At 65.7% G+C, this 15,965-nt stretch carries 14 protein-coding genes, 1 tRNA gene and 2 pseudogenes; 9 read left to right on the top strand and 8 right to left on the bottom strand.

Annotated elements, in window-relative coordinates:
* The first annotated feature begins 32 nt into the window (after positions 1-32).
* Together G6N41_RS15125 and G6N41_RS15120 are read left to right on the top strand one after the other, a co-directional pair.
* Positions 33-239 (top strand): helix-turn-helix transcriptional regulator, encoded by a 207-nt coding sequence (locus tag G6N41_RS15125; protein WP_198913241.1) that lies wholly within the window; start codon positions 33-35, stop codon positions 237-239.
* 120 nt (positions 240-359) lie between these two features.
* On the top strand, positions 360-1,535 hold the full coding sequence (locus tag G6N41_RS15120; protein ID WP_198913240.1) for a site-specific integrase: 1,176 nt from the start codon (positions 360-362) through the stop codon (positions 1,533-1,535).
* A gap of 43 nt (positions 1,536-1,578) precedes the next feature.
* On the opposite strand, the gene G6N41_RS15115 is transcribed toward G6N41_RS15120, so the two are convergent.
* Both G6N41_RS15115 and G6N41_RS15110 read right to left on the bottom strand, forming a co-directional pair.
* A tRNA-Ile gene (locus G6N41_RS15115) sits at positions 1,579-1,652 on the bottom strand.
* 185 nt (positions 1,653-1,837) lie between these two features.
* Positions 1,838-2,026 carry a hypothetical protein gene (locus G6N41_RS15110; RefSeq protein WP_198913239.1) on the bottom strand — a complete coding sequence of 63 codons (189 nt, stop codon included), beginning with the start codon at positions 2,024-2,026 and terminating at the stop codon, positions 1,838-1,840.
* 363 nt (positions 2,027-2,389) lie between these two features.
* On the opposite strand from G6N41_RS15110, the gene G6N41_RS15105 reads away from it, so the two are divergent.
* Positions 2,390-2,950: a hypothetical protein gene (locus G6N41_RS15105; protein ID WP_231608499.1), complete on the top strand. Its 561-nt coding sequence runs from the start codon at positions 2,390-2,392 to the stop codon at positions 2,948-2,950.
* A 458-nt stretch (positions 2,951-3,408) separates the two neighbouring features.
* Positions 3,409-3,567, top strand: a pseudogene (locus tag G6N41_RS15100) (MMPL family transporter); the annotation flags it as partial.
* 140 nt (positions 3,568-3,707) lie between these two features.
* Here the strand turns inward: G6N41_RS15100 and G6N41_RS15095 are convergent.
* Entirely contained in the window at positions 3,708-3,941 is a 234-nt protein-coding gene (locus tag G6N41_RS15095; protein ID WP_198968058.1) for a hypothetical protein, read from the bottom strand.
* Between G6N41_RS15095 and G6N41_RS30340 the strand changes: the two genes are divergently transcribed.
* Positions 3,907-4,374: a DUF6197 family protein gene (locus G6N41_RS30340; protein ID WP_198913238.1), complete on the top strand. Its 468-nt coding sequence runs from the start codon at positions 3,907-3,909 to the stop codon at positions 4,372-4,374. The two genes, G6N41_RS15095 and G6N41_RS30340, sit on opposite strands and share 35 nt — an antisense overlap.
* A 101-nt stretch (positions 4,375-4,475) precedes the next feature.
* Here the strand turns inward: G6N41_RS30340 and G6N41_RS15085 are convergent, their stop codons facing one another.
* Positions 4,476-5,027 (bottom strand): VOC family protein, encoded by a 552-nt coding sequence (locus tag G6N41_RS15085; protein WP_036456289.1) that lies wholly within the window; start codon positions 5,025-5,027, stop codon positions 4,476-4,478.
* Positions 5,028-5,258: 231 nt separating this feature from the next.
* On the opposite strand from G6N41_RS15085, the gene G6N41_RS15080 reads away from it, so the two are divergent.
* Positions 5,259-7,856, top strand: coding sequence for a cation-translocating P-type ATPase (locus G6N41_RS15080; protein ID WP_198913237.1), 2,598 nt, complete (start codon positions 5,259-5,261; stop codon positions 7,854-7,856).
* Positions 7,857-8,328: 472 nt separating this feature from the next.
* On the opposite strand, the gene G6N41_RS15075 is transcribed toward G6N41_RS15080, so the two are convergent.
* The 4 genes and pseudogenes from G6N41_RS15075 to G6N41_RS15060 form a co-directional block, all read right to left on the bottom strand.
* Complete coding sequence (locus G6N41_RS15075; protein WP_172607293.1) at positions 8,329-9,102, bottom strand: hypothetical protein; 774 nt, start codon at positions 9,100-9,102, stop codon at positions 8,329-8,331.
* Between the two features lie 5 nt (positions 9,103-9,107).
* A pseudogene (locus G6N41_RS15070) lies at positions 9,108-9,962 on the bottom strand (carboxymuconolactone decarboxylase family protein).
* 40 nt (positions 9,963-10,002) lie between these two features.
* Complete coding sequence (locus G6N41_RS15065; protein WP_020730377.1) at positions 10,003-11,376, bottom strand: metallopeptidase TldD-related protein; 1,374 nt, start codon at positions 11,374-11,376, stop codon at positions 10,003-10,005.
* Entirely contained in the window at positions 11,373-12,890 is a 1,518-nt protein-coding gene (locus tag G6N41_RS15060; protein WP_198913236.1) for a TldD/PmbA family protein, read from the bottom strand. Before G6N41_RS15060 ends, G6N41_RS15065 begins: the two co-directional genes overlap by 4 nt.
* Positions 12,891-12,924: 34 nt before the next feature.
* On the opposite strand from G6N41_RS15060, the gene G6N41_RS15055 reads away from it, so the two are divergent.
* Genes G6N41_RS15055 through G6N41_RS15045 form a run of 3 tightly spaced genes read left to right on the top strand, consistent with a single transcriptional unit; the run spans position 12,925 to position 15,948 of the window.
* Positions 12,925-13,797, top strand: coding sequence for a carbohydrate ABC transporter permease (locus tag G6N41_RS15055; RefSeq protein WP_198913235.1), 873 nt, complete (start codon positions 12,925-12,927; stop codon positions 13,795-13,797).
* The gene (locus G6N41_RS15050) at positions 13,784-14,623 is read left to right on the top strand and encodes a carbohydrate ABC transporter permease (RefSeq protein ID WP_198913234.1); all 840 of its coding nucleotides are present in this window, start codon (positions 13,784-13,786) and stop codon (positions 14,621-14,623) included. Before G6N41_RS15055 ends, G6N41_RS15050 begins: the two co-directional genes overlap by 14 nt.
* Entirely contained in the window at positions 14,620-15,948 is a 1,329-nt protein-coding gene (locus G6N41_RS15045; RefSeq protein ID WP_020730373.1) for an ABC transporter substrate-binding protein, read from the top strand. Before G6N41_RS15050 ends, G6N41_RS15045 begins: the two co-directional genes overlap by 4 nt.
* The last annotated feature ends 17 nt before the right edge of the window (positions 15,949-15,965 follow it).

Raw genomic sequence — 15,965 nt, 5'->3', positions numbered from 1 at the left:
CTTCCGGGCAGCCAACGGAGGAAAGAGTCGCCATGGAGGAGATCACCGACGACAGATGGATAACCCGGCAGGAGCTGGCCGACCGCTACGGCGTGCCCGTGAAGACACCTGCCGAGTGGGCATCGAAAGGCACGGGCCCGCCCTATGCCAAGTTCGGCCGCTACGTCCGGTATCGAATGAGCGATGTCATCGCCTGGGAGACAACGCAAATGAACCAACGCCGGCGAAGCTCCGCATAGCGGTTCCCGTGTCGGTGCTGCGCGATACAGTGAATGCAAACGGGCGATTCGCAACGCTGGAACCACGCGCGGGCTGCTAAGTCATGGCTCGCGGCGTCCAGCCTCGCGGGAGTAGGAACCATGGCAGGACGGCCACAACTCCGCATCGGTGCACACGGGCAGATCAAACGGATCTACACCGGTGGTGGCGTGTGGCTGGCGCGTTGCCGTTACCGTGACACCGATGGCGTAACCCGCATCGTCCAAAGTCTGGGCCCCGTTGACGAATACGACCAGCACGGCAAGCTGGCCGAGGATGCCTTGATCGCCGCGCTCGCAGAACGCAGACCCTCGGCCAACCACGGCGAGATCGGCCCGGACACCAAAGTGGCCGACCTCGTCGAGCAGCATCTGTCTCGGCTCACCGAAGACGGCCGCTCACCGGTCACCCTGTCGACGTACCGTTTCGCCACCAAAAACCTCAAGAAATTCATCGGCGGGTTACGGGTGAGCGAGGCAACACCTGCCCGCATGGATGCGACCCTGCGCTCCATGCGCAGCGCGCACGGCGCGACGATGGCCCGCCAATCGAAGTCGATCCTGCGCGGCGCGCTGCAGCTCGCGGTGATGGCCAGCGTCCTGGGCGCCAACCCCGTGCGCGACGTGCAACCGCTGCGGTCCAAGAGCCAGCCCAAAGGCGCGGTCGCGCTCACCGCCGACCAGCTGCGCGAACTTCTCGCCAAGCTGCAGAGCTCCGACTTCTGCAAAAAGCACGACCTCGTCGATCCGATCACCTTGCTCATCGCCACCGGCCTTCGGCGCTCGGAGCTCCTCGGCCTGCGCTGGGTCGACTTCGACGAGAAGGCGAGCGTGCTTGCCATCACCGGCAAGGTCATCCGCGTGCCCGGTGAGGGCCTGCTGCGCGTCGACGAGACCAAGTCGGCCGCCGGCCGGCGAACCATCCCGCTCCCCAAGTTCGCCGTCGGCGTGCTCGACAAGCGCCGGCACCTGCCCTACCTCGGCGAGCAAGTGGTCATTTTCCCCTCGACGGCCGGGACGCTTCGCGACCCGAACAACTTCGGCAAGGAGTGGCGCTCGGCGCGAGAAGAACTCGGGGTGGCCGAGGTGACCACCCACAGCTTCCGCAAGACGGTGGCGACCCTCATCGACGACGAGGGGCTCTCGGCCCGGATCGGCGCCGATCATCTCGGCCACAGCCACGTCAGCATGACGCAGGACCGCTACATGACCCGAGGTCGTATCCACACGCAGGTAGCGGACCTGCTGGACAGCGCCGTCCGCATAAGCGATGAATAAACGATGACTTGGCGAGACTGATCTTGAAAAATAGCCTCTGGCGTGGGGCGGGCGGGGCTCGAACCCGCGACCAACGGATTATGAGTCCGCGGCTCTAACCAACTGAGCTACCGCCCCTGGCGCTATCTAGCTACGGACATGATCTCCGATCTCGTGGTTTCGGCTTCCGGATACCCCGGCGCTTCCGATCGCTTGCCTACGACACCCGCTGCGCGGCCAGGCGGTGGCTGTGAAGGTGCCTGAGGCGATCAAGCGTCTTGACCACTCTCGGGTGCCCTAGAAGCCTCTGCACAATTTTGACATTAGTGCTCACGCCGGTCGCCATCGGCACCCTGGGCAGTCGCGGCCCGTGCGGCGCCGCCCCGCAACCCCAGCGCTTCACCGAAGGAGCGTTGGCGCGCCCCGGCATAGATCGAAATGCCCTCCGTGACGCACCCAGCCAAACCGACGGCGCAAAACACAACAGCCAGGAAACCCAAAACAACAAGCACCTAGCCCCACCAAATCCACCCGAGTGGCACATATTATTTGAAACCAAAGCACCCCTGTCAAGAACTTTCGTAAATTGAGAAACTCTCCACCTCCGCTCTCCCGAAAATGCTTCTCACGCCAACGCCGCGACCTGCACGAATACCCGCGCGGAGATAAATACATTTCTCACCAACAAGGCGAATGAAACACCGCGCAGTACAATGAGCCAGCACTAGCAGAATCGATCATCAACGCGCTAACTCGGAGAACGATTCGGCCACCTCATAAGTCCCATTTCTGACACTTGACCCGCCGCCGGTAAGATCGCATAATCTTGCGAAACTCAACGACTACACAGAAGCCAAGCTGAGGAGAACTCCGGCATGGATCGATCAATTCTCCGACGCGACGAATTCAAATATCTTCATTTCACCGAGGCCCAGCAGTCCGGCCTTGTTCACCTTGCGCGTCGCATTCATGCACAGAGCTACGTCGCATCCCAATTTGTCACGGTGGACTCGCTGGTGGACGGAGCCTTGCCTGCAGAGCTCGATCATGCACGCGGCCAGCACGTCACCTACTCCATTGCCTACGTGGCAGACTCGCAGATCGAGGAAGAGTCACTCGGGTCCTCGGACCCTACCGGTCACGCGATGGCGACATGGCGGATTCGAGATATTGCCCCCGATGACGACTTCACCTCCCTTCCGGCGTACACCTCGACGGCCGGCGCCCTATCATCAGACGGACTCGATTTCCTGCGCTCAGTAGATGGCGATCCGAAATCGATACTGCGAGAAATCGGCGCCCTTGCAAAACACCGATGTGCCCGCCCGGTGGGGTACTCGAAATCATTCGGGACGCGCTCCATCGTGCGCTTGTCCGTGACGTCGACGAGGTCTGGTTATTTAGCATCGTCCAATCGACGTATGAGACATTCGTAAAGCATCTTGGATGCCCGACAATCCGGCCGATCGGCAATGCGGTTCGCTTACGGAAATCCGGGGTGCGGTCTCATGTGCGGCTTGTACCGGTGATTGTCGAGCCGCGCCGATTCATTGAGCGCCTCTACCGGTGCGCAACCACGCCGGCGAACCCCCGCGCAAGAACGCAGCTGACAAGCTTTGAGTTCTTTGCAGAAGGGCTGCCCGAAGACTACGTCAGCAAACAGATAGTCGCCGCCTCGGTAAACCAGGAAGAAGCAGTGTCCTCGAGCGCAAGATGTCTCGCATGAATCGTGTCGGTTCGTTGGGCTGAATGCATCGACCATCGAGGGCCACCAAGGCCGACCAAGTCAGCATGACGGACCACAAACGCAGCGCAGCGCACCCGACTGGGCTCGGGAATCTGCGGTCCGGGGACAACATCCAGCACGCGATCGGCGGCAGCCCGCCGACCGGGGCGCACCGTTGGACAGGTCGGCACCACCATCGCGTTGGGCCTGCTGTTCGACACCTTGATTGTGCGCTCGTTCATGACGCCAGCGATCGCGGCGCTGCTTGGTCGCTGGTTCTGGTGGCCCCAGACTCCACCGCGGAAGCGGCTTGCGCTGAAACCATGAACACCCCAGTCGGCCAGGCCGCACACCCCGTCATTTCCCCTCAGGGTGAGACTGATTTCCGCAGTGGAGAAGAATTTGCCCAGGTCAAACGGCCCCGCTGAGACAGCCAGAGCTATGGCGCGGCCGGCTCGCTGCTCAAGTCAGTCCATTTGCTTGACAGTGCGCACCGCCATTTCAAAGATGATGGTGGACAGCATGATTCGATATGCCTTGTTGCCGGTGCAGTCGCGTCGGCCAGTGGCTTGTCGCATCGGGTCGACTTCGCCCGGCACGCCGGCCAACCGCTCTAACGCTTCGTCGAATCCACAACTTCCATAACGACTGCCGGGGGCGACTCGTATGAACAACGACACCGTCACTGCCGCGGACGTCATGCGAGCGCTATCGCTGGCTCGCGAGGTGCTAAACAGGCAACCCGAGCTGGCCAAGGGCCAACCTTTCACATGGACTGCGGGGCGCCCGTGCCTGTCCATCCACGCGGCCATTGTCTTCGCCAGTCCCAACCCACGGGTCCGCGATGCCGTGAGCGAAGCGACCCTGCAAGCACTGCAGGGCCAGTTCCGGGGTCGCCGTATCGAGGATTTCAACGACCACCAGCACACCACCGTCAGCGACGCACAAAGGCTGCTACAGCGGGCGAAAGCCAATGCTCTGGCGGTGGCTGCCGTTGATGCCGAAACGATTTGGATTCCCGCCCGGTCATCGGCGACCCCGCTGCACCGCACCCCTTGGCACCGCCCCACCCACCTGTCTGATGTGCCGTGGAATTCGCCGGGCTGCGAGTGGAAGGATCGCCGCTCCGGATGAGGCGACCTCGCCACGACAGACGCAAGACCCCCGGCTCAACGGTCCGCGGGAAACCGTGCCCCACGGCCGATGAGCCCCGTCGACGGGACAGCGCAGCAAGATCAGCGTGGCGTTCGCCCCGGCAGGCTGCGCATGGCTTCGCGCGCAACGGAACGCTTCCACTCCGGATGGTCCGCCGAAACAGCGCGCAGGGCGCGATAGGACTTCCAGAAATCACGCGGGGACGGAACCGACGGCAGCCGCGCCAACTCCCAGTGGATGCCGTTGATCGGATCGTCGAAGAACACCGCGTAGTAGCCGGGTGTGTAGATGGGATATTCCCTGGGCGGGTCGGTGACGGGGATTGCCCGCGGGAGCAGAAAGTCTCGATGGAAGCGATCGATTTCCGCCCGGCTTCTGGCCCACAGCGCGATGTGGTTGATGCCGACCTTCTGGTCCCGATGCCGTAGCTGCCCGCCACCGTCGGCGGGCTGAATGCCAATGTAGCTGTGCGGCAACGGGAACCGAGCCATGTAGTACGTCGACCGATATTCGATATCGAGCGTCCAGAAGCTCATGTAGCCTAGCCAGCCAAACATCGCGTCATAGAAGGCGATCGACTTGTCGTAGTCCACAACATTGAATTCCACGTGGTGAACACCGCGCCAGCGCATCGCGCCTCCCTACCTCACCGGGCCAGACCGCGTGAGCACCACCGGGCCCCAGACCCGTGCACCCGACAACTATCACCGTAGGCGTCGGGTAAGGCCACCGCTTCGGTGGACTTCTCCGCTGCCCAACGACCGCGCCGGATATAGCATTTCGGCTGGTGACAGTGGTGGGTCCGAGCACGGGGCACCGCGCGCCCTCGGCGCCGAGCCCGGCACCGGTTGAGAGGAGGGCCGATGGCCGACGTCCTGCCACCCGGGCTGAGCACGGCGCAAGCCTCCGAACGGCTCGCCCACGATGGCGCCAACCGACTTCCGGCCGCCAAACGGCCCTCGGTGGGCCGGCGCCTGATCGGGGAGCTGACTCATTTCTTCGCCCTGCTGCTGTGGGCCGCCGCGGTGCTGGCATTATTAGCCGATCTTCCCGAATTGAGCATCGCGATCGTTGCCGTGATCGTGCTCAATGGCGTCTTCGCCCTGATTCAGCAGGCCCGCGCCGACCGGGCCGCCGACCGGCTTCAACAGATGCTGCCGACGCGGATCACGGTCTGGCGTGATGGCCGCCGGCAGGTGATCGAAGCCGAAGATGTGGTGGTCGACGACATCGCGCTGCTGGAAAGCGGCGACCGCGTGCCGGCCGACGCCGTGGTGCTCACCGAAAACCGGCTGCTCGTCGACTCCTCGATGCTCACCGGTGAAAGCGAGGCCGGCGGCGTGGCCAGCGGTGAACCGCTGTTCGCGGGCACGTTCGTGGTCGAGGGAGACACGTGCGCACGAGTCACCGCGATCGGCCAGCACACCCGCCTGGCCGGGATTGCCCGGCTGACGACCTCGACCACCAAACCCGACACCCCGCTGACCCGCGGCCTGCGCGGCGTGGTGCGCCTGACCGCGACGATCGCGGTCAGCGTCGGCGCGATCTTCCTGCTCGTCTCGGTGCTGGTGGGCAACCCGACCCAACAGGCCTTCGTGTTCGCGATCGGTGTCACGGTGGACCTGGTCCCCGAGGCGCTGCTGCCCACCGTCACCCTGTCGCTGGCCTGGGGATCCGAACAGATGGCCAAACGTCAGATCCTGGTCCGCAACCTCGAGGCCGTCGAGACGCTGGGCTCGACGACGTTCATCTGCACCGACAAGACCGGCACCCTGACCCGCAACCAGATGACCGTCGTGCAGGCCTGGACCCCTGCGGGCTCGCTGAGCGTCGAGGGCGCCGGCTATGGTCCAACGGCGCAGCTGGCGTGGTCGTCTTCCGGGGCAGTGGATCCGGTGCGCGAACTGGCCCTGGCGGCCCAGCGCTGTTCCACCGGGTACGCCGAAGAGGTCGACGGACGGTGGCGCGCCCACGGGGATCCCATGGAAGCGGCGTTGGACACCCTGGCCCGCCGGGTGGGCATCCACACCGCCGACGACCGTCGCACCAGCTCCGTGGCGCTGCGCTTGCCCTTCGATCCCCGACTGCGCCGCATGGCCGTGGTCGCGGCGGACCAGATTCTGGTCAAGGGAGCACCCGACAGCGTGCTCCCGCACTGCGGGGACAACCCGGCAGCCCGGCAAGAGGTGGAGACGTTCACCGGCCGGGGGCTGCGGGTGCTCGCCGTCGCGGCGGCCCCACGCGACGGCCGCACCCCCCGCAACCTCGAAGAGTGCGACCAGGGGCTGCGGCTGCTGAGCTTGGTGGCGTTGGAAGATCCCCCGCGCGAGGGCATCGGCGACTCGCTCCGGGCCTGTCGGGGGGCCGGCGTGAAGGTGGCGATGGTCACCGGCGATCATCCGGCCACGGCCACGGCCATCGCCAACGAGGTGGGTCTGCGTTCCCCCGACGCGCCGGTGCTGTCGGGGACGGACTTGCCCACCGACGAACAACACCTGGCGGTGCTGCTCGACCACGACGGCATCGTCATCGCCCGGGTCTCCCCGGAGGACAAACTGCGCATCGCCCGAGCCCTTCGTTCCAGGGGCCACGTGGTGGCGATGACCGGGGACGGGGTCAACGACGCCCCCGCGCTGCACGAAGCCGACATCGGCGTGGCCATGGGCGAATCCGGCACCGACGTCGCCCGCGAGGCCGCCGACCTGGTGTTGCTCGACGACTCCTTCGCCGGCATCGTGGCCGGGATCGAGCAGGGCCGCGCCACCTTCGTCAATATCCGGCGATTTCTGACCTACCACCTGACCGACAATGTCGCCGAACTCGCGCCGTTTCTGGTCTGGGCGCTGTCCGGCGGCCTGTTTCCGCTGGCTCTGGGCGTGCTGCAGATTCTGGCGCTCGACCTGGGCACCGACACCTTGTCCGCGGTTGCGCTGGGGGCCGAGCCGCCGGCCAAGCACCTGCTCGAGGGACCGCCGGTGCATGGCCGGCTGATGAATCGCACCGTGTTGCGCCGGGCCTTCGGGCTGCTGGGGCCCCTCGAAGCCGTCCTCACCCTTACGGCTTTCCTGGTGTCGCTGATGGCGCTGGGCTGGCGCGTTGGTGATCCGTTTCCCACCGGCGCGCACCTGGCCGCGGCATCGGGCGCGACGTTTATGACGGTGGTCCTGGCTCAGACGGCGAACGTCTTCGCCTGCCGGTCCTCCTCGCGCTGGCCTGGATCGCTCGGTTGGTTCACCAACCGGCTCTTGGTGCCGGCGGTGCTCATCGAGCTGGCCTTCTCGCTCATCGTGATGTGGGTGCCGCCCGTGGCGAGGCTGCTCGGCCAGTGGAACCCGCCGCTGTGGGGCTGGGCCGTCGCGCTGGCCTCCATGCCGATCCTGCTCGCCGTCGACGCATTGGATAAGCGGGTACGGTCACGGCGGCGGCGGGCCGGAATACCACCAAACGGTCTATCCCGCTGAAGGTTTGGGCTGACCGCATCGGGGCCGTCCGCGGCATCGGCTGCTGCGATCAATGCCCGCGCCAACCCGCGAGTCCGGTGTGCCGTGAGGGGCTGGTCAGGTAGCAGCCCGCCGACCGCTACTCGGGACACGACACGCCCGTCCGCGTACTGCATGCCGCGGATGCACACGGTGATGTCGTGAGTTTCGTGCGGGCTTTCGACCGTCCATCTGCGGCCGTCGAAGAGACGAATCCCGCCTTCCCCGGTGGCGACCTCCTTCGGGCTCGCGGGACGCTCAACATCAGGATGACCGGCCATGGTCACTTTGCTCCCTTGCGATGTCCTGCATAGCGCCCCAAACCTACGTCGACTCGGCGCCATGACACAAGCGAACATTGCAGTGCTACAACATAATTCACACACATACGGCAGGCGAATGTCAGCTGGCGAGAAGGTGAACGGCACCGCCCGCGGGCCGCACCGCGATGGCGCTAGTAGAGGTAGACGACCGCGCCGTCACCGCCGCTGCACGTCACCAGCGGCCCGTTGGCGGTGCAGGTCATCGAGTAGGACTGACCGGTCACCGGGCTGACCACCTCCACCTGTCGAGGTGCGGCACCGGCGGGGGCGCCGGCTCCGTAGGCGAGCCGAACCTGCTCGGCGAAGGGACAGGAGGTCGCCGGCGTTCCCGCGGCCGACTGGGCGAATCCGCCCGCGGGCCCGGACACGTTCGGGCAGGCTTGGGCGCCTTCCGGCAACGTCACGGGCGTGGTCGACGTCGTGGTGGCTGTCGTGGTCGTGGTCGTGGTGGCGCTCGAATCCAGGGTCCAGGGTGGACAGTGTTGGGTCTTGAAGGCCGCATCGCTCGGCCTGATCTGGACCACTTGGGGGCCGGTACCGGCGCCGTTGGCGATGACCTCGTCGAGGGTTCCGCCGACCCCCCTCAGCCGTTCCCAATAGCAGGAGTCGCCACCCGCGGAGCGATAGGTGCCGGCCTTGATGTCCACTCCCACCCGAAAGGTGCCGTCCCCCGGAATGCCGCTGGCCGGACCCGCGGAGGTGGTCGTCGGCGGAATCGACACCGTCGTGCCCGGATAGATCGGGGGTAACCGTGATTCTTCGTTGCCCCCGGTGGGCAACCTCGGTGCCGCTGACCTTCCGCCGGATCCAAAACAGCCCGTCAGCCCGCACGCCGACGCCACCCCCACGACGATGGCGACAACCGCCTTCGCCGCGATGACCCGTCGCCCGCGGCCGCTAGCCACACCCGTCAAATGAACACCGTCTGACCATCCGCACCGATGCGATAACGCTCGGTGCCCCGTTCGACCCTGGGCGCATCGGCACCCAGCGACACAGCGATCTTGTTGCTGGCATTACGCATGATGTCAAGAGTCAGCTCGATGGCCTCTGCCTCGGAGAACCGGGAGCGCACCTCGGCGGCATCGTCGACGGCGAGGTGCGCAGGGGTCCAAATTAACGTATCGGTATACCTCAGCGCTGCTTTTGCGCGGTCATCGAGCACAACAGAATGCTCGAAACCCTCGATCTCGCCGTAGAGCGGCTCGGAGCCACCCGCGTCCAGCGCGGTGCTCTCCCGCAGTGGTTTGCACAGCAGACAGTTGTGCTGGGCCGCACCGCGCAGCCGCACCAGCTCGGAGATCACCGGGTCCAGGGCGCGCATTCGGGCCACTGCGGGCAGAAATTCGTTGAACACCACCTGGGACGGATCGGTGCCGTGATCCCACTCGATGGGCGCCCCCACCCAGCCCAGATAGTCCCGCCCCACCCCCAGTGCTTGCAGCCCGGCCCGCACCCGCGGCACGAAGTCGGCGATGAAGATCGATACGACGGCACCCAATGTGGAGTCGCCCAGCTGCTTGAACAATCGAGACCGTTGTTCGGCGCTGATCGAAGAAACGTCCGCGCTGAATTGTTAGGCGAACTCCGCGACAACGGCCTCGGCTGCTGACTGCGGTTCGGCAACGACGACCTCCGCGGGCAACGCGGGCAACCCGAGCGTGCGCGCACAGACCTGCCGAACCAGCCCCGCGATGCGACCGTCGCCCGGGGACACCACAACCAGTCGGGCCAGCGCATCACCGACTGGAGCCGCAGCCGCCATCGATCACACGCTAGAGCGCGCCATCACCCACAGCAATCACTTACTGCGCCTGACTGACCGACGACATGTGAAAGTCCGGAATCCGCAGCGACGGCATCGCCGTGCGGGTAGCCCAGTCGGACCATTCCCGCGGCAGCGTCACCTCGCTGACCCCGGCTTCGGTGGCCCGTCGAAGCAGGTCAAGCGGGCTTTCGTTGAAACGGAAGTTGTTGACCGCCGCGGTCACCTCGCCGTCTTCGACCAGGTACACGCCGTCGCGGGTCAGCCCGGTGAGTAGCAGCGTGGTGGGGTCGACCTCACGGATGTACCACAGCGTGGTCAGCAACAGGCCGCGTTCGGTGCCCGCGATCATGTCGGCCAGATCGTTGGAGCCACCCGTCATCAGCAGGTTGTCGGCCGCAACGGCCACCGGAGCGTCGAACTTGGCGGCCGTGGCTCGTGGATAGGCCAGCGCGTTGATCGCCCCGTTGCGGATCCAGTCCACCTGATCGATGGCCATACCGTTGTCGAACACCGAGACCGTCTCGGTGGAGTTGCTCACCGCGACGAACGGGGCACACGCCAACCCCGGCGCCATCGGATCGGAGAACAGGGTCAGCGGCAGGTCGGTGAGCCGCTCCCCTACTCGCGTGCCGCCGCCCGGCGCGGACAGCGCGGTGCGGCCCTCCTGTGCGCCGCGGCCGGCCATGGACCACGCCAGATAGAGCATCATGTCGGCCACCGTGGACGGCGGCATGATCGTCTCGTAGCGTCCCGCGGGTAGCTCGACCCGGCGCTGGGCCCAGCCCAGTCTGATCGACAGCTGCTCGAGCAGCAGGTCGGTGGGCACGTTGACGAAGTTGGGTGTCCCGACGCCCGCCCATGCGCTGGCATCGCCGTGTTTGAGGTTGATTTCCACCGCTCCGGCCGGCTGGGTATAGCGCCGCCGCAGGCCCGTCGATGACGCCAGGAATGTCGTCGAGACGCTGTGGTGGGCGTAGCCGTACAGCCGGTCGGCGCCCCGGAACTCCCGGCTGAGCGAGGCGGCGACGTCGGCGAACACTTCGGGACCGGTGCCGGCCACCGGCGCATCCCAGTCCACCGGCACCCCGGCATCGGCCAGCAACGGTGCGACATCGCCGGCCTCGGGGGCCGAACACGCCGCGTCCTGCGATGCCGCCACCAGCCCGGGCAGCGCCGATGGGTCTACCTCGCCGGATACCACCGCGCCGACGAAGGCGCTATCGCCCTGGCGCACAATCGAAATCACCGTGATGTGCCGCTGGGTCGACAGGCCGTTGGTGGTCATCGAATTGTTCGCCCAGCGCAGCGTGGCCTCGGTTTTGTCGACGACGAGCACCATGGTCTCGTCGGCGCGGCCACGCTGTGCCGCCTCGTCCAACACGATGTTGACGACGTGCTGCGCAGTGATCATCGTCCGCCCTCGGTACGGGTGTTGAGTATGTTGACGCCACGGAACAGGGCCGACGGACAGCCGTGACTGACCGGGGCAACCTGACCGGGCTGGGCCTTGCCGCAGTTGATCGCACCGCCCAGCCGCCAGGTCGACGGGCCTCCCACCGCCTCCATGGAATTCCAGAATTCGGTGGTAGTGGCCTGATAGGCGATATCGCGTAGCTGACCGTCCAGACGGCCATCCCGGATGCGGAAGAACCGCTGGCCGGTGAACTGGAAGTTGTAGCGCTGCATGTCAATCGACCAGGACTTGTCTCCGACGATGTAAATCCCGTCTTCGACGCGGCCGATCAGATCGGCCGTGCTCAGGTCCTCGGCTCCGGGTTGCAGTGACACATTGGCCATCCGCTGGATCGGGACGTGATGTGGCGAGTCGGCGTAGGAGCAGCCGTTGGAGCGCGGCTGGCCCAGCCGCGGGGCGAACACCCGATCCAGTTGGTATCCGACGAACACCCCGTCGCGCACCAGATCCCAACTCTGTGACGCCACCCCTTCGTCGTCGTAACCGATGCTGGCCAAGCCGAATTCGACGGTGCGATCGGCGGTCACGTTCATGACCGGTGAACCGTAGCGCATGCTCCCGAGCTTGTCCGGGGTGGCGAACGAGGTGCCGGCATAGGCGGCTTCATAACCGATGGCCCGATCGTATTCGGTGGCGTGGCCAATGGATTCGTGGATCGTCAACCACAGATTGGTTGGGTCGATCACCAGATCCGTGGGTCCCGCAGTCACGCTGGGTGCCTTGGTCTTCTCGGCCAACAGCGACGGCAGCTGGGCCAGCTCGTCGGTCCAGTTCCAGATCTCGTCGCCGGCGACCACTTCCCAACCGCGCGCCGTCGGTGCCGCCAGGGTGCGCATGGAATCGAAAATGCCCGCCCCGGAGTCGACGGTCACCGCCTCGAGCGACGGGTGCAACCGCACCCGCTGCTGTGTGATCGACGACCCGTAGGTGTCGGCATAAAAGGTCTGTTCCTTGACCGCGTTGAGGCTCGCCGATGCGTGATCGACGCCGTCAGCGCTCAACAATCGCCCCGAGTAGTCCTCCAGCACCGCGATCTTCTCGCTGGCCGGCAAGCTGAACGGGTCGATCTGATAGTTGGAGACCCATACGGCGTCGGTGTACACCGGTTCGGGTGCGAGTTCGACCCGCTCGGTGTTCAGCGCCGCCAGCGTGCTGGCCACTCGCACCGCCCGCCGTGCCGTGCCGGCCGCGGCCGACGCCGACAATTCGGCGTGCGAGGCGAATCCCCAGGTGCCGTTGACGATCACCCGGACCGCGAAGCCAAGCTCACGACTGAGGATCGCGGTCTCTAGCTCCCCGTCGCGCAGGTGGATGATTTCGGTGCCGATGCGCTGAATACGCAGGTCGGCGTGGCTGGCCCCAGCCGCGGTGGCCGCCGACAGCGCAGCGTCGGCCAGTGCAAGGCGCGGCAGGTCCAGGAATTCGGCATCGATTCCCCGGTTCGGTGTCACGACTCCACCGTAACGATCACGCTTTAATACACCCATGCGCGCCACGCCACGCCGAACCACCGCGTTGGCCTATGCCCTGCTGGCACCCAGCCTGTTCGGGGTTCTCGCCTTCCTGTTGCTGCCCATCCTGGTGGTGATCTGGCTGAGTCTGTACCGCTGGGACCTGCTGGGACCGCTGCGCTACGTCGGGCTGGCCAACTGGTGTTCGGTGCTGCGCGACGGCGACTTCGGTAACTCGTTGGTGGTCACCGCCATCTTCGTGGCAATCGTGGTGCCAGCCCAGACGGTGTTGGGCTTGCTCGCGGCGATGATGCTGACCCGCCGGCTGCCGGGCACCAACTTTTTCCGCACCCTCTATGTGTTGCCCTGGATCTGTGCGCCGCTGGCGATCGCGGTGATGTGGCGCTGGATTCTGGCGCCCACCGACGGCGCCATCAGCTCCTTGCTCGGACGCCGCATCGAATGGCTCACCGATCCCGACCTCGCCCTACCGGTGGTTGCCGCGGTGGTCATCTGGACCAACGTCGGCTACGTCTCGCTGTCCTTCCTCGCAGGCCTGCTGGCCATCCCGGACGATATCCACGCGGCGGCACGCACCGACGGCGCCAATGCCTGGCAGCGGTTCTGGCGCATCACGCTGCCGATGCTGCGCCCGACCACGTTCTTCGTCTTGGTCACCGGAATCGTGAGCGCCGCAAATATTTTCGATATCGTCTACGCGCTCACCGGCGGAGGCCCGGAGGGCAGCACCGAGCTGGTGGCGCACCAAATCTATGCCGAGGCATTTGGTTCGGCGGCCATCGGACGGGCGTCGGTGATGGCCGTGGTGCTGTTCGTCATTCTCATCGGCGTCACCTTTGTTCAGCACATGTATTTTCGGCGGCGGATCAGCTATGATCTCACTTAGCCGCCGCCTGTCCCGCCGAGTGCCCACCACGGTGATCTACGCCGGGCTGGTGCTCGGCGCGCTGATCACGCTGCTGCCCTTTGCGCTGGGCCTGCTCACCTCGTTCACCTCCGCACATCAATTCGCCACGGGTACGCCGCTACAGTTGCCCCACCCACCGACGTTGGCCAATTACGCCGACTTGGGCGGTGCCGGGTTCGGCCGGGCGGCGCTGGTGACCGCCCTGATGACGACGGTGATCCTGCTGGGCCAGATGACCTTTTCGGTGTTGGCCGCCTACGCCTTCGCCCGGTTGGAGTTTCCCGGACGCGACGGGTTGTTCTGGGTCTACATCGCGACCCTGATGGTGCCGGCGACGGTCACCGTGGTGCCGCTGTATTTGATGATGGCCCAGCTGGGTTTGCGCAACACCTTCTGGGCCTTGGTGCTGCCCTTCCTGTTCGGGTCGCCGTACGCGATCTTCTTGCTGCGTGAGCATTTCCGCATCATCCCCAACGACATGATCAACGCCGCACGCCTGGACGGAGCCAACACCCTGGATGTCCTGGTACACGTGGTGATTCCGTCCAGCCGCCCGCTCCTGGCCGCCATGACGCTGATCACGGTGGTCTCGCAATGGAACAACTTCATGTGGCCGTTGGTGATCACCAGCGGCCACAAGTGGCGGGTGCTCACGGTGGCCACGGCTGATCTGCAGTCACGGTTCAACGCCCAGTGGACGCTGGTGATGGCGGCGACGACGGTTGCGATCGTTCCGCTGATCGTGCTGTTCGTCGCCGCGCAGCGCCACATCGTCTCGTCAATCGTGGTGTCGGGGCTCAAGTGAGTCGGCCCCGCTTTTCCACCCTGGTCGCTGTGGCGGTCACGCTCATCGCGGCATTGTTGGGCGTCACCGCGGTGGCGCTGGACCGCATCGACGCACCCCCCGGCGGCAAGATCGTGGTCACGGTCCGGCTGTGGGCGGCGCCGATCGCCGCGGCATATCAACAGTCCTTTGCGGCGTTCAGCCGCACCCATCCCAATATCGAAGTGCACACGAATCTGGTCTCCTTTTCGACCTATTTCGATACGCTGCGCACCGATGTGGCCGGCGGCAGCGCTGACGACATCTTCTGGCTGTCCAACGCTTACCTGGCCGCCTACGCCGATAGCGGCCGGTTGATGAAGATCGACACGGCCGTCGATCCCGGCGAGTGGGAGCCGGCGGTGGTCGACCAGTTCACCCGCAATGGTGTGTTGTGGGGAGTGCCGCAGCTGACCGACGCCGGGATTGCGGTGTTCTACAACGCGGATCTACTGGCCGCGGCGGGCGTGGATCCGGCCGAGCTGGACGGCCTGCGGTGGAGTCCCGGTCCCGACGACACGCTGCGTGCACTGCTGGCCAGGCTCACCGTCGACGCCGACGGGCATGTTGGCGGCACACCGGGTTTCGACCCCGGGCGAGTCCGCCGGTGGGGATACAACGCCGCTAACGACCCGCAGGCCATCTACCTCAACTACATCGGCTCGGCCGGCGGCGTGTTCATGCGCGACAACGAGTTTGCCTTCGACAATCCACCCGCCATCGATGCGTTCCGCTATCTCGTCGGCCTGATCAACAACGATCACGTCGCGCCGCCCGCCTCAGACACCAACGACAACGGTGACTTTTCCCGCAACCAATTCCTGGCCGGCCGGATGGCGCTGTTCCAGTCCGGCACCTACAGTCTGGCTCCGGTGGCCCGCGATGCCTCCTTCCGCTGGGGGGTGGCGATGCTGCCGATCGGCCCCGCGGGCCGGGTCAGCGTCACCAACGGTATTGCCGCTGCCGGAAATTCCGCGTCCCAGCATCCAGACGCCGTGCGTCAGGTGCTGGCCTGGATGGGGAGCAGCGCCGGCAACGAGTATCTGGGCCGCGACGGTGTTGCCATTCCCGCGGTGCGGTCCGCCCAGCCCTCCTACTTCGCCTTCTGGGAAGCCAAGGGCGTCAACGTTGAACCGTTTTTCGCGGTGCTGTCCGGGTCACGCATTCCCGCACCGGGGGGCGCGGGGTTCGCCGCCGGCAACGATGCGCTCAAGCCCTATTTCGATGAGATGTTCCTCGGCCGTGGCCAAGTCGCGACAATTCTGCGCGAGGCGCAGGCGGCGGCCAACGCCGCCGCACGGCGGTAGTTGGAACAAACCGACGC

It is taken from the genome of Mycobacterium shottsii, assembly GCF_010728525.1.
In the GTDB taxonomy this organism is placed as follows: Bacteria; Actinomycetota; Actinomycetes; order Mycobacteriales; family Mycobacteriaceae; genus Mycobacterium; species Mycobacterium marinum.
This window is presented reverse-complemented; position numbering and strand designations above follow the sequence as displayed.